We start from the raw sequence: 13,961 nt of genomic DNA, 5'->3' as shown, positions 1-13,961 counted from the left end.
TGCCGAACTAACCATACTTAGCGACTATGAGAATTAATATTATTGAAGACGACCGGGTTTTTAACAAGCTGATTGAACATACACTCAGGCTAAACCCGGATTATGAGGTGACTGCGTACTTCAACGGTAAGGATTTTATTAAGAACCTGGCGGGTGACCCCGACGTGGTAACATTGGATTTAGGTCTGCCGGATTATACCGGAAATGAGATTCTCAGGAAGATTAAGAAGTATAATTCAGACATTGAGGTGATTGTTATTTCGGGGCAGGACGATATTTCAACGGCCGTGCAACTGCTCAAGGAAGGGGCTTATGACTACATTACCAAGGATGAAAATATAAAGGAGCGTTTGCTGCATGCCATTAATAATATTAAAACCAATAAATCATTAAAACACGAGATTACCCAGCTTAAGTCTGCCATTGCTCATAAGTACGATTATAAAAATGCCATTATTGGTGATAGTCCGGCCATTAAGGCGGTGTATGCGCTGATCGATAAAGCTGTGAATGTACCTAATATTAATGTGTCGGTGTATGGTGAAACGGGTACGGGTAAGGAGCTGGTGGCGAAGACGATTCATTATAATTCATCGCGCAAGGATAAGCCGTTTATTGCGGTTAATATGGGGGCGATACCTCGTGAGCTCATTGAGAGTGAGCTGTTCGGTCACGAGAAGGGCGCTTTTACCGGGGCCATCAATACCAAAAAAGGCAAGTTTGAAGAGGCTGATGGTGGTACCGTGTTCCTGGATGAAATTGGGGAGATGGATTTTAATTTGCAGGTGAAGCTGCTGCGTGTGTTGCAGGAACGTGAGATAACGCGGGTGGGAGGCAATGCAGTAATAAAAATTAACACCCGTATTATTACGGCCACCAATAAAGATCTGGCGGAGGAGTCGAGGAAGGGTAATTTTAGGGAGGATCTCTATTATCGTCTGCTGGGACTGCCCATTCATCTGCCTGCACTGAAGGATCGTAATAAGGATGTATTGTTGCTCAGTGCCTTTTTCCTGCGTACATTTTGTAAAGAAAATAACATGAAGCAGATAGCGCTGACGCCCGGCGCTAAAAAGAAGTTACTGGGCTATCATTTTCCCGGTAATGTGCGCGAATTGAAAGCTATTGTGGAACTGGGGGCGGTGTTAACGAATGATGATATCATCGATGAAGAACACATTATTTATAATTCCACTCAAGGAGAGATGGAAATGTTTGGTCGCGAAATGACTTTAAAAGAATACACTGAGTCGATCATTCGCCATTTTTTGAAGAAGTACAATAATAATGTGTTGAAAGTAGCAGCTAAACTCGACATTGGTAAGTCAACGATTTATAATTTGTTAAAACGTGATAAAGAAGCAGAGTTGAATTAAAAATATTTCCCCTGATTTCGCTAATAGAACATCTATTTTTCTGCGTTAATCTGTGGGAGAGAAAAAGGGCATAATTATGAAACAGTACCTGAAGAATTACATGCTAAAGGGAACCATGGGAGTATGGGTGCTCGCTATCATTTTGAATATCATATTGTTTAACTGGCTTGAGTCGGAACTTGACTTTATCGTGATGCAACTGGCTTCAGTAACGATTGTGATTTTTGTACCGCAACTAATGTGGTGGAATGTGCTTATTGCCAGAGCGGAATATATATATAGTCCCAATATGGAAGTACCGGATTTTTCGGTGGTGAGGCGTCATACACTGGCGATAAAAAGTGGACTAAGTCTGGAGACTCTAACTGAGGCCTTGCCTGACAGATTTTTTGTGTCGCAAATCGATGTGCAAGGCAATAAGATAAAGCTTTATGATAAGGCTTTTTGGTCAGTGGGAATAGGTTATATCTTAGAACTAAGACCTACAGAATTAGATATTATTAGCTTTCCTATATCGAGTCATGCTGTAGGTGCAGAGCGTAGGCGCGAAAAAAGTGTTGCTGCATTAAAAGCCTGCCTCTCGTAAAATGTCCTAAATCTCCTATTTCGCAAGGCTGTATCGCTCATCCTTTTAATAAGTTTTACTAATTTCGCATTTTGAATATATTATTCAACGAAGTCGTGTGGTTCTGCGCTGATCTGCACCACAGGAGGGAAATAAAGTGAATAGAAAAGTATTGTGCGTAAGCTGCACGAAGTCAATATTATATCATGGAATACAATTTTAAAGAGTTAGAACAAAAGTGGCAAAAGCACTGGACCGATAACAAGGTTTATAAAGTGGAGGTGGACAACTCGCGCCCCAAATACTATGTGTTGGATATGTTCCCGTACCCATCAGGTGCCGGGCTACATGTAGGGCATCCACTCGGTTACATTGCTTCTGATATTTATAGTCGCTACAAGCGTTTAAACGGGTTTAATGTGTTGCACCCAATGGGCTATGATGCTTATGGGCTGCCGGCTGAGCAATATGCTATTCAAACCGGACAGCACCCTGCCATCACCACAGAAAATAACCTGAAGCGCTACCGTGAACAACTCGATAAAATAGGATTCTGTTACGATTGGGATCGCGAGGTCAAAACCTGTGATCCAAAATATTACCACTGGACACAATGGGCCTTTATTCAGATGTTTAACCATTACTACTGCAATCAGGCGCAACAGGCACGCCCTATCAGCGAGTTGGTTGAGGTATTTGGTCAAACAGGTACCCAAGGCTTGGACCTGGCCTGTAGCGAAGCCTTGAGCTTTACAGCCGATGAGTGGAAAGCAAAGAGTGAGAAAGAGCAGCAGGAAATATTATTAAACTACCGATTGGCCTATCTGGCCGATACCATGGTGAATTGGTGTCCGGCGCTGGGTACCGTGCTGGCCAATGATGAGGTGAAGGAAGGGCTGTCGGTGCGGGGCGGTCATCCGGTAGAGCAAAAGGTAATGCGCCAATGGTCTTTGAGGGTTTCTGCTTATGCCGAGCGCTTGCTCAATGGCCTGGACAATGTGGACTGGAGTGATTCGTTAAAAGAGATACAGCGCAATTGGATCGGTCGTTCGGAAGGGGCAGAGATGACTTTCAAAGCCAAAGACTCGGATGTGGAGATGGAGATATTTACTACCCGCGCCGATACGGTTTATGGTGTTACTTTTATGGTGCTGGCGCCTGAAAGTGAGTTGGTAGATCAACTGACGACAGCGGAACAACGCGCCGAAGTGGATGCCTACATTGCGGAAACCAAAAAGCGTACCGAGCGTGAGCGTATGGCTGAGGTGAAGAAAGTAACCGGCGTATTCTCCGGTGCTTATGCCATCAACCCATTAACCAACGAGGAGATACCGGTATGGATTAGCGATTATGTATTGGCGGGTTATGGTACGGGTGCCATTATGGCTGTTCCGGCGCACGATTCGCGTGACTTTGCTTTTGCTAAACATTTCAACTTGCCGATTCGTCAGGTGGTAATCCCTGTGGGTGCTGAAGAAACAGATCCGGCTACCTGGAGCGATTCCATTGATTCGAAAGAAGGCACCATGGTGAATTCAGGTATCATTGATGGACTGGATGTGAAAGAAGCTATTGCCAAAACCAAAGAATATATTGCTGAAAAAGGCATTGGTAAAGTAAAGGTAAACTATCGCCTGCGCGATGCTATTTTTAGTCGTCAGCGCTATTGGGGCGAGCCCTTCCCTGTTTATTATAAGGACGATATGCCTTATATGCTGGATGAGTCAAAGCTGCCTTTGGAGTTACCTGAGATTGATAAATACTTACCCACCGAAGAAGGCGAACCGCCATTGGGACGCGCCAAAGGATGGACAACAGAAGAGGGTTATCCGCTGGAATTAAATACCATGCCGGGTTTTGCCGGATCATCGGCCTACTACCTTCGCTACATGGATCCTAAAAACGACAAGGCATTGGTGGGTAAAGAAGCCAACGAATACTGGCAGGATGTGGATCTGTATATTGGTGGTACCGAGCATGCCACAGGTCACTTAATTTATTCGCGCTTCTGGAATAAATTCCTTTTTGATATTGGTGAAGTAATTAAGGACGAGCCTTATAAGAAGCTGATCAACCAAGGTATGATTCAGGGACGTTCCAACTTTGTGTATCGTAAAAAAGGAACCAACACTTTTGTATCCTATAACCTACGAAAGGAACATGATGTGCAGGAGATTCACGTGGATGTGAATATTGTTCGCAACGACGAGCTGGATCTGGAGGCCTTTAAAAAGTGGAGTCCTGACTACGCTGATGCCGAGTTTATATTAGAAGATGGTAAATACATTTGTGGTTGGGCAGTGGAGAAGATGTCCAAGTCGATGTACAATGTGGTGAATCCTGATACCATTATTGATCAATATGGAGCCGATACATTGCGTTTGTACGAGATGTTTCTGGGTCCTTTGGAGCAGTCTAAGCCCTGGGATACTAACGGAATAGACGGTGTGCATAAATTCCTTCGTAAAACATGGCGCCTGTTTTATAAAGAAGCTGTGTTGCAGGTAACTGATGAGCCTGCCACCCCCGCCGAATTAAAGGTGTTGCACCGCACCATAAAGAAGATTACTGACGATGTGGAGCGCTTCTCCTTCAATACCTGTGTGAGTGCATTTATGATTTGTGTGAATGAACTCAACGACTTGAAATGCCATAAGCGCGCCATATTGGAGCCCTTGCTGACTCTTCTGGCACCTTTCGCCCCTCACATGAGTGAAGAGCTTTGGCATGCATTGGGTAATACCACTACCGTGTGCGATGCGCAGTGGCCTGAATTAAATGAGCGTTTTTTGGAGGAGGCATCGGTGACTTATCCTGTGTCGTTCAATGGTAAGATGCGTTTTAAAATTGATTTGCCCGCAGATATGGGCAATGCCGATATTGAAAAAGCAGTTATGCAACACGAGTCAGCTGCCAAATGGCTGGACGGTAAAACCGTTCGAAAAGTGATTATTGTTCCGAAGAAGATTATTAACATTGTTGTTGGTTAACAACAGCTTCTATCATAATAACTTTTATCCCAAATTAGGTTAGAAAAGTGATAAAGTTTTTTGTTGAATAAATGAATATAGCCTGCAGGATGTTTTTCCCTGTGGGCTTTTTTAATGTGTTATACATGCAGAATAGAACCGTAATTTTACAAGAAGTTCGAAGTTATATTATGCTGGCGCTGGGGCTGGCCATTGGAACCCTGGGCTGGACCGCCTTTTTAATACCGGCCAAAATTGTAGGGGGAGGCCTGACCGGTATTGCTACTATCATCTTTTTTATGACAGGATGGGATGTGGGGCTTACAACCCTGATAATTAATATTGCCTTAATACTCATTGCGATGCGTGTTTTGGGTGCATCTTTTGGTATTAAAACTATTTATTGTGTTTTGGTCTTTGCAGGCTTACTGACTGTAATGCGCCCAATGTTTGTCGAGCCCGTGGTATCAGAGGTAATGATGAATGCCATTATTGGGGGAATACTTGCCGGGCTGGGTTCCGGTATTGTGTTTATTAATGGAGGCAGTACCGGTGGTGTCGATATTATCGCCATGATAATTAATAAGTATAGAAACATTAGCCTGGGACGCCTATTGCTGGGCATGGATGTGCTGATTATTTCATCGTCTTTTTTTCTGGTTCAGTCATCGTCCATTGAAACGGTAGTATATGGTTTTATGACCATGGCCATTTTGGCTTATACCGTTGATATGGTAATCTCGGGTAACAAGCAAACAGTGCAGTTTTTTATAATCTCCAGTAAGCCGGAAGAGTTGCGTAAGTCAGTAATTTTTGACGCCGAACGCGGCCTGACGATACTGCATGGCAAAGGTGGGTATTCCGGCGAAGAGCGACAAGTGTTAATGGTGATTGCCCGTAAGAGTGAGACGCAACAGATTTTTAAAGTAGTGAAGCAGATCGATCCCGGAGCTTTTATAACTGTGGGTACCGTTATGGGTGTTTATGGGCAGGGTTTTGATAAGATAAAGAGTAAATAGATGTTGTTTTTTGTTAGAATATCATAGCTAAGGCACTAAAACTAATCAACTATTACTACCTTGCATCTCCTCAAAACAACTTGAATATGACCAGAAAGAAAATATTTGCAGCGATAGCGTTTGTGCTGTTGCTTGTTCCACTTGCCTATTTCTTGCTTCATCGCTATCAACATCCCCGTTCTGTTGTTACGGAGGAGACACTCGATTCGTTGGAGGTGATTGAGATACCTGAGCCGGAGCGGCTATACGGCTTGGTAGTTGACTCTTTTCAAATAGAGGAGCATACCATTAAACGCAATCAGTTTTTGGCCGATATCTTTCTTAAAGCGGGGGTGGATTATCCAACCATCAATACCATTGTGGAGAGAACAAAGCCTGTTTTTGATGTGCGTAAGATAAAGGTGGGTAATCGCTATACCTTATTTTATAGTAACGACACACTGAAGCAACTAAGCCATTTTGTTTATGCCATCGATAATACAGATTATATGGTGGTATCATTGGGCGACTCCATCACGGCTTATCGCGATGTGAAAGAGATACGTCGTGAGCGCAAGACAGCCACCGGAATTATTAACTCATCCTTGTGGCTTACCATGACGGAGCACGATATTAACCCTTTACTGGCCATTGAACTGTCGGAGGTTTTTGCCTGGACGGTCGATTTTTTCGGTATTGGTAAAGGTGATAATTTTAAGGTGTGCTACGACGAATTATATGTCGATACGGTGAGTATTGGCATTGGTCAGGTGCATTCAGCGGTCTTTCATCATCGTGGACGCGACTACTACGCCTTTAATTATGAAGAAGACAGTGTAGCCCATTTCTTTGATGAGGAGGGCCAAAGTCTTCGCAAGGCTTTTCTGAAGGCACCCCTGAAATTTTCTCGTATCAGCAGTCGCTTTTCCCACAGCCGCCTTCATCCGGTATTAAAAATAAGGCGACCGCACCATGGTATTGACTATGCGGCACCCACGGGCACGCCCGTATACGCCCTAGGCGATGGCCGCGTTATTGCACGGGCTTACCAGAAGCGGGGTGGAGGTAATTATCTGAAGATAAAACATAACAGTGTATATACTACAGTATACATGCACCTGCATGGTTTTGCCAAAGGCATTAGTAAGGGTACGCATGTGAAACAGGGGCAACTGATCGGTTATGTGGGTTCAACTGGTTTATCTACTGGTCCACACCTCGACTTCAGGGTGTTTAAAAACGGGCGCCCAGTAGATCCCCTGAAGATTGATGCTCCACCGGTTAATCCTGTTAAAGAGGAGAATATGCCGGCCTACAATGCCTTTATTGCGCCCTTAAAGCAGGAGTTGGATGCACTGCCATTGCCCGGTCTTGAGTAATTGAGTTTAAAGCAATATAGAAAAAGAGGATGGTTGCTTTGTTAAGTGGCCATCCTCTTTTTTTAGTGTCTAACAATTGAAATTAGTGTTTTTTGCAGAAAATATAAGCAAGCTGTCAATCGTCTCAATACTCAAACCCTGATACTTTGTACTTTTATATCTTGTCCGGGTCAGGCCTTCAGTAGTTCGTCGATTACTTGTGGAAAGTGTTCATACTCCAGAGCATGGACTTTATGGGCTACATCATCAGCGGTATCCTTGGGCATGATTGAGCATTTCACCTGGCGGATAATGTTTCCTTCGTCATATTGCTCATTAACGTAATGAATAGTGATGCCCGATTCTGATTCCTTGTTGGCCACAACTGCCTCGTGTACGTGCTGACCATACATTCCTTTACCGCCATATTTGGGTAGTAGGGCAGGATGGATGTTAATAATTTTGTTGGGAAAGGCTTGCACATAGGCCGGTGGCACCAGCCAAAGAAAGCCGGCAAGTACAATTAGGTCGGGCGTCAGGCTCTGTAATTCATCTAAAATAGTCAGGTTTTCGCGAAAGGCTTTTCGACCGAATACCTGGCAGGGAATATTGAGTCTTTCGCAACGTTCAATAACTGAGGCGTTTGGGTTATTTGTGTAAACCCTTGTGATCTCGACCTTTGTATTATCTTTAAAATATTTAACAATGTTTTCAACATTCGATCCCGAACCGGAGGCAAATAGCACTATCTTTTTCATTATCTTATAATTGCATGTTTTAAAAAAAGCAAAAATCAGCTGTAAAAGTAGCTAAAAACAGGCACGAATTGTTATTTTCTTTACACGAAGTTTGAATTATTATCGACAAATGTATTTCTTTGCAAAGTTGTTTAAGAACATTTTTTAGTATTAATTTAAAAATCTTAGAGCTATGTCAGACGTTGCATCAAGAGTAAAGGCAATTATCGTAGACAAATTAGGAGTTGACGAGACTGAAGTTACTCCAGAAGCAAGCTTCACTAATGACTTAGGAGCTGACTCACTAGACACTGTTGAGTTAATCATGGAATTCGAAAAAGAATTCAACATCGCTATTCCAGACGATCAGGCTGAGAATATCGGTACTGTAGGTGACGCTGTTACTTACATCGAAGAGAACGCAAAGTAAGAAACTGTAGGATACTTTAAAAGTAGTTATGGAGTTAAAAAGAGTAGTTGTTACAGGGCTTGGTGCCATCACTCCACTGGGTAATACTGCAAAGGAAACCTGGACCAATATGGTGAATGGAGTAAGTGGTGCTGCACCTATTACTCATTTTGATGCCACTAAGTTTAAAACACAGTTTGCCTGTGAGGTAAAGGGCTATGACGCCAAGGCGTATTTCGACCGTAAAGAAGTGCGTAAGCTGGATTTATTTGCCCAGTATGCCATGGTTGCTGCCGACGAAGCGATTGCTGATGCAAAGCTTAATTCCGATGATATTGACCATGATATGGTAGGTGTTATCTGGGGGGCAGGAATTGGTGGTATCAATACTTTTCAGGCGGAAGTTGAAAATTATGCAAAAGGGGATGGAACACCACGTTTCAATCCTTTTTTCATTCCGAAAATGATTGCTGATATTGCGCCCGGTCATATTTCTATGAAGTATGGTTTCCGCGGACCCAACTTTGGTACTATTTCGGCGTGTGCTTCTTCAACTAATGCACTTGCCGATGCGTATAATCTCATACGTTTAGGTAAGGCAAATGTGTTTGTAACCGGTGGTTCAGAAGCTGCTATTAATGAGGCCGGGTTAGGCGGCTTTAGTAGTATGCAGGCAATATCAACCCGTAATGACGATCCGAAGACTGCTTCTCGCCCCTTTGATAAAGGACGTGATGGTTTTGTGATGGGTGAAGGAGGTGCTTCCATTATTCTTGAAGAATATGAGCACGCCAAAGCACGTGGTGCACACATCTACTGCGAGTTAGTAGGTGCTGGCATGAGTGCTGATGCACATCACTTAACAGCACCACATCCCGAAGGTCTTGGAGCTAAGAGAGTAATGCTGGGTGCACTGTCCGATAACGGCATTGATCCCTCCGATGTTGACTACATTAATGTACATGGTACTTCTACGCCCTTGGGCGATATAGCAGAAACCAAAGCCATTATTGAAGTTTTTGGAGAACATGCCTACAAGTTGAACATTAGTTCAACCAAGTCGATGACAGGACACTTACTTGGTGCTGCCGGTGCTTTAGAAGCAATGGCATGCGTCATGGCAATTAAAGATGGGGTTGTGCCACCAACCATTAACCACTTTGAAGACGATCCGGAGCTTGACAATGCGCTGAATTTAACTTTTAATGAAGCGCAGAAGAGAGACGTGAAAGTGGCTTTATCCAATACTTTTGGATTTGGCGGTCACAATGCATCAGTTGTATTTAAAGCATTGTAGAAAAGCTGTGATTAAACTGCTTTTGCACATTATAAAACGTTTCCCTCTAAGGAGGGAAACGTTTTATGGTTTTGTACGGAATACCACCGGCTTACGTCCTGGTGATTTGAGCATTTATCAACAAGCGTTGGTACACAAATCGGCCATGAAAAAGGAGGGTGGTAAGCGTTATGTGAATAACGAACGACTGGAGTTCCTGGGAGATGCCATGCTGGGCGCTATTGTGGCGGATGAGCTATATCGGCAGTTTCCCCATAAAAATGAGGGTTTCCTCACCAAAACACGCTCGCGTATTGTTAACCGTTCCTTGCTAAATAAAATTGCCCTAAAAATGGGGCTGGGTGAATGGATTGATGCGCAGTCGAAAATTGATATTACCCAAACCAGTATTTTGGGTGATGCCCTTGAGGCTTTTATTGGAGCGGTGTATGTTGATAAAGGTTATGCTGCATGTCAGGATTTTGTGCTGCAGCAAATTGTATATCGTTACATCGATCTGAAAAGAGTAGCTCATAAGGACACGAACTATAAGTCCTTGTTGATAGAGTGGGGACAGAAGCACAAGCAAAGTGTTCATTTTATCACTGAAGAAAAGCATCAGTCGTCAGATACAGCACCTACCTTTGTGGCAAGAGCCGCAGTGGATGGGGAAGTTGTAGGACACGGCGAGGGATTCTCCAAAAAAGAGGCTCAACAAAATGCTGCGCGTCATGCCCTCAAGATGCAGCAGACTAAGGTCTTGAAGTAAGTGATTATTATTGACTTAGTAAAATGCGCTGTTAATTAATGTTAATTGGCGAGATTAATCATTTCAGCCTGCTATTTTTGTTTTTATGAGTAAAAAATTCATTCTTGGACTTACGATTACGATGGCCATTGCACTGGTAGGGATTACCTACATACAGGCTATGTGGATTCTTAATGCTTCTAAGATTGAAGAAGAGCAGTTTGATAAATCCGTAAAACAGTCCATCGATAAGGTAGTTGATCGTTTGGAAAAAGATGAGGCCATGCGCTATGCCCGAAGCCCGCGGTTTGCGTTCGACAATAGCAATGTGCCCGCCAAACTGCGCAGCGATAATAAGTATTTTAAAGGCAAAGAAAAGGAAGCCGGCGCCCATGCTCTGCAAGATTATAGTATTGAGTTTAATTATAATGCCTCCGCTGGTGTTTATCGCTTCTCGCAATATTTACGGGATTCGTTGGTGACGACCTTTCAGGGGCGTACTCAATACATCGGTAGTGATCGTATTGATCCTTTTACGGGGGCTATGAGCGCCATACAAAGTGAAATGCGCCGCCGGTATGATAAGCAGCGCGAGGCGAAAGAAAAATCACTTTTGCAGGACGAGCCCATTGAAAAGCGGGTGGATATCTTTCGATTGGAGCAATATATCTTTGAAAACCTGGAGGAGAATCGAATAACCTCACCTTTTGAGTTCGCCATAATTAACTCAAAAGGAAAAATTGTATACGAAACCAAGGGGTATGAGAATCATAATCCTTCTGAGCTGTATTCTACATTGCTTTTTCCGAACGATTACCATACGCAGGCCAATTACCTGAAACTGTATTTTACCGATAAGCCCAATCCCATACTTGAATCCATGGGATTAGTGATTCCATCGGCTGCATTTACCCTCATCGTAATTTTGCTGTCTATTGTTACGATCATTATTATTGTTCGCCAAAAGCGGCTGGATCAAATAAAGAATGATTTTATCAATAACATGACCCACGAGTTCAAAACACCCATCTCAACCATATCATTGGCTTCGCAGATGCTAAAGGATGGGGCTGTGGCGAAGACGCCTAAAACACTGCAGCACATTTCGGGCGTGATACAGGATGAGAGTAAACGCCTAAGTTTTCAGGTTGAGAAGGTGTTGCAGATGGCGATATTCGAAAAAGGGAATTCGGGCTTTAAGTACAAACGACTCGATGTTAATGATCTGATCCATCATGTAACTAATAATTTCCGCATTAAAGTGGAAAATCAGCAGGGCAAGATAATAGAGCGACTCGAAGCCAAAAACAGCATTATTAATGTGGATGAGGTGCATTTTACAAATGTTATTTATAACTTGCTCGATAACGCCGTTAAATACAGGAAAGGGGCACCTGTTCTGTATGTCAAAACATGGAACAAGAACAATGGAATCGTAATTTCTGTTAAAGATAATGGAATGGGGATATCAAAGGATAACCTCAAACGTATATTTGAAAAGTTTTATCGCGTTCCAACAGGTAATGTGCATAACGTAAAAGGCTTCGGTCTTGGACTGGCTTATGTAAAGAAAATTATCGATGGTCATGGAGGCCAGATATCTGTTGAAAGCGAAGTTGAAGTTGGTACAAAATTTGACATTTTCCTACCTCTAAAAAACACAAAAGAATGGAAAAAGAATATAAAATCCTCTTAACTGAAGATGATGAAAACCTGGGTATGTTGCTGCGCGAATACCTTCAGGCCAAAGGTTTTAAAACGGACTTATTGCCCGACGGAGAGGAAGGCTACAAAGCCTTTATGGCTGATAAATACGATATTTGTATTCTGGATGTGATGATGCCTAAGAAAGATGGTTTTTCTTTAGCAAAAGATATTCGTATGGTAAATACCGAGGTGCCCATTATATTTCTAACAGCCAAGTCGCTGAAGGAAGATATATTTGAGGGTTTTAAGATTGGTGCCGATGATTATCTGACCAAGCCTTTTAGTATGGAAGAGCTTTTGTTCCGCATTGAAGCTATTTTGCGCCGTACAAAAGGAGGCAATACGGCGCAGGAGTTTTATCAGTTGGGTAAGTATAAGTTTGATACACAAAAACAGCAGCTAATTGAAGGTGAGGCTATTATAAAGCTAACAACCAAGGAGTCGGAGCTGTTAAAATTGCTTTGTACCAATGCCAATAAGGTGTTGGAACGTAACTTTGCGCTGAAAACAATTTGGGTAGACGATAACTACTTTAATGCCCGTAGTATGGATGTTTATATCACTAAGCTGCGTAAGCACCTAAAAGATGAGCCTAGTGTGGAGATTATTAATGTGCACGGTAAGGGCTACAAACTCGTTATGTAATAGGAAAACGTATAAATTTTGTCACCGCTTCATGCTTATGGAGCGGTTTTTTTATTGTATTTTCTTGCCTTAAGTAGTTTCAAATGATGTCAATGAACAGTTTTAGAACCGAGGTGACCATAGGGCCGGCAGAGCGTCCCCTGCGCTACGATGATGCAATTCTTTTTATGGGCAGTTGCTTCGCCAGTAATATGGGGGGCTATTTTTCTGATCTTAGCCTGAACGTGATGCTGAATCCTTTTGGCGTGCTGTATAACCCATCTTCCATTGCCAATGGTTTCGAGCGCCTGTTAAATCCCGAGCCTTATCGCGATCGTGATGTTTTTCAGCGCGATGGATTGTATCATACTTTCTTTCATCATAGTAGCTTTAATAGTGATGATAAAAGTGAATTTATAAAAGGGATTAATCATTCTCTACAGCAAAGCAGTGATTTCTTACGAAAGGCAAAGGCCATCGTAATTACTTTTGGTACAGCATGGGTGTATCGCCATAACGAGCTTGATATGGTTGTGGCCAACTGTCATAAATATTCGTCGGGCACGTTCACCCGTCAGCTCTTAAGCGTTAATGATGTGCTGTCTTGTTATCGTCCACTCCTAACGCGTTTGCGGCAGCTCAATCCCGCGTTACAGCTTATTTTTACCCTGAGTCCGGTACGACATTGGAAAGATGGAGCCCATGGCAATCAACTTAGCAAAGCGAGCTTATTGCTTGCCATTGATCAGCTGGTCAAGGAATATGATCAGGCCTGTTACTTCCCTGCCTATGAGCTGTTGCTGGATGAGTTGCGTGATTATCGTTTTTATGCTGATGATATGTTGCATCCATCAAAGCAAGCCATTGCCTTTATTCGCAGTAAATTTGTAGAAGCACATTTTGATGGGGATAGTACAGCGATTTTCGATCGCCTTGCAAAACTAAGGCAGGCTTCTCAGCATCGCCCCTTTAATCGGGCTTCGGCAGCTCATCAGTCTTTTGTTCGCAATCATATTCAAAAGGTAGACACCGCCCAAAAGCAGTTTCCCGGTCTCGACTTAACGGTCTTGCGAAAGGCTTTTGAAGCGCAAGTGCATTAATATTTTGCCGTTATTGATCAGTAATTTCAGCGCGATAGCATCACTGTTTTGGCATGGTTATGCAGGTTTTGAAAATGCTTTTTGAGCGGAAGAA

At 43.0% G+C, this 13,961-nt stretch carries 12 protein-coding genes; 11 read left to right on the top strand and 1 reads right to left on the bottom strand.

The genetic code is table 11. The features are described 5' to 3' along the window. Positions 1-26 precede the first annotated feature (26 nt). From ACRD7A_RS08390 to ACRD7A_RS08370, 5 genes are all read left to right on the top strand, one after another. Positions 27-1,376, top strand: a complete 1,350-nt coding sequence (locus ACRD7A_RS08390; RefSeq protein WP_430812761.1) for a sigma-54-dependent transcriptional regulator — start codon at positions 27-29, stop codon at positions 1,374-1,376. A gap of 76 nt (positions 1,377-1,452) precedes the next feature. Then, positions 1,453-1,962 carry a hypothetical protein gene (locus ACRD7A_RS08385; protein WP_430812762.1) on the top strand — a complete coding sequence of 170 codons (510 nt, stop codon included), beginning with the start codon at positions 1,453-1,455 and terminating at the stop codon, positions 1,960-1,962. Positions 1,963-2,147: 185 nt separating this feature from the next. After that, complete coding sequence (gene leuS, locus ACRD7A_RS08380; protein WP_430812763.1) at positions 2,148-4,931, top strand: leucine--tRNA ligase; 2,784 nt, start codon at positions 2,148-2,150, stop codon at positions 4,929-4,931. A 125-nt stretch (positions 4,932-5,056) separates the two neighbouring features. Next, positions 5,057-5,929 carry a YitT family protein gene (locus ACRD7A_RS08375; protein WP_430812764.1) on the top strand — a complete coding sequence of 291 codons (873 nt, stop codon included), beginning with the start codon at positions 5,057-5,059 and terminating at the stop codon, positions 5,927-5,929. An 86-nt stretch (positions 5,930-6,015) separates the two neighbouring features. After that, a complete protein-coding gene (locus ACRD7A_RS08370) occupies positions 6,016-7,287 on the top strand; it encodes a peptidoglycan DD-metalloendopeptidase family protein (protein WP_430812765.1) in 1,272 nt (423 codons plus the stop codon). A gap of 170 nt (positions 7,288-7,457) precedes the next feature. Here the strand turns inward: ACRD7A_RS08370 and purN are convergent, their stop codons facing one another. Next, entirely contained in the window at positions 7,458-8,024 is a 567-nt protein-coding gene (gene purN, locus ACRD7A_RS08365) for a phosphoribosylglycinamide formyltransferase (protein WP_430812766.1), read from the bottom strand. 172 nt (positions 8,025-8,196) lie between these two features. Here purN and ACRD7A_RS08360 point away from each other — a divergent pair, with 172 nt between their 5' ends. From ACRD7A_RS08360 to ACRD7A_RS08335, 6 genes are all read left to right on the top strand, one after another. Beyond that, positions 8,197-8,433 (top strand): acyl carrier protein, encoded by a 237-nt coding sequence (locus tag ACRD7A_RS08360; protein ID WP_430812767.1) that lies wholly within the window; start codon positions 8,197-8,199, stop codon positions 8,431-8,433. Between the two features lie 28 nt (positions 8,434-8,461). Next, complete coding sequence (gene fabF / locus ACRD7A_RS08355) at positions 8,462-9,709, top strand: beta-ketoacyl-ACP synthase II (RefSeq protein ID WP_430812768.1); 1,248 nt, start codon at positions 8,462-8,464, stop codon at positions 9,707-9,709. 7 nt (positions 9,710-9,716) lie between these two features. Continuing rightward, complete coding sequence (gene rnc, locus ACRD7A_RS08350) at positions 9,717-10,457, top strand: ribonuclease III (RefSeq protein ID WP_430817940.1); 741 nt, start codon at positions 9,717-9,719, stop codon at positions 10,455-10,457. A gap of 85 nt (positions 10,458-10,542) precedes the next feature. Beyond that, complete coding sequence (locus tag ACRD7A_RS08345) at positions 10,543-12,132, top strand: sensor histidine kinase (protein WP_430812770.1); 1,590 nt, start codon at positions 10,543-10,545, stop codon at positions 12,130-12,132. Then, positions 12,105-12,788 (top strand): response regulator transcription factor RprY, encoded by a 684-nt coding sequence (rprY, locus tag ACRD7A_RS08340; RefSeq protein ID WP_430812771.1) that lies wholly within the window; start codon positions 12,105-12,107, stop codon positions 12,786-12,788. Before ACRD7A_RS08345 ends, rprY begins: the two co-directional genes overlap by 28 nt. A 92-nt stretch (positions 12,789-12,880) precedes the next feature. Beyond that, entirely contained in the window at positions 12,881-13,867 is a 987-nt protein-coding gene (locus ACRD7A_RS08335; RefSeq protein WP_430812772.1) for a GSCFA domain-containing protein, read from the top strand. Positions 13,868-13,961 lie beyond the last annotated feature (94 nt).

Source organism: Carboxylicivirga longa, assembly GCF_050589825.1.
Taxonomy (GTDB): domain Bacteria; phylum Bacteroidota; class Bacteroidia; order Bacteroidales; family Marinilabiliaceae; genus Carboxylicivirga; species Carboxylicivirga longa.
The sequence above is the reverse complement of the archived record's forward strand: the minus strand, read 5'-3'. Positions and strand labels throughout refer to the sequence as shown.

Coding starts and splice junctions, on each gene's coding strand:
- ACRD7A_RS08360 (WP_430812767.1), top strand. CDS start 8,197: ATGTCAGACGTTGCATCAAGAGTAAAGGCAATTATCGTAGACAAATTA.
- ACRD7A_RS08390 (WP_430812761.1), top strand. CDS start 27: ATGAGAATTAATATTATTGAAGACGACCGGGTTTTTAACAAGCTGATT.
- ACRD7A_RS08335 (WP_430812772.1), top strand. CDS start 12,881: ATGAACAGTTTTAGAACCGAGGTGACCATAGGGCCGGCAGAGCGTCCC.
- ACRD7A_RS08370 (WP_430812765.1), top strand. CDS start 6,016: ATGACCAGAAAGAAAATATTTGCAGCGATAGCGTTTGTGCTGTTGCTT.
- purN (WP_430812766.1), bottom strand. CDS start 8,024: ATGAAAAAGATAGTGCTATTTGCCTCCGGTTCGGGATCGAATGTTGAA.
- ACRD7A_RS08345 (WP_430812770.1), top strand. CDS start 10,543: ATGAGTAAAAAATTCATTCTTGGACTTACGATTACGATGGCCATTGCA.
- ACRD7A_RS08375 (WP_430812764.1), top strand. CDS start 5,057: ATGCAGAATAGAACCGTAATTTTACAAGAAGTTCGAAGTTATATTATG.
- leuS (WP_430812763.1), top strand. CDS start 2,148: ATGGAATACAATTTTAAAGAGTTAGAACAAAAGTGGCAAAAGCACTGG.
- fabF (WP_430812768.1), top strand. CDS start 8,462: ATGGAGTTAAAAAGAGTAGTTGTTACAGGGCTTGGTGCCATCACTCCA.
- ACRD7A_RS08385 (WP_430812762.1), top strand. CDS start 1,453: ATGAAACAGTACCTGAAGAATTACATGCTAAAGGGAACCATGGGAGTA.
- rprY (WP_430812771.1), top strand. CDS start 12,105: ATGGAAAAAGAATATAAAATCCTCTTAACTGAAGATGATGAAAACCTG.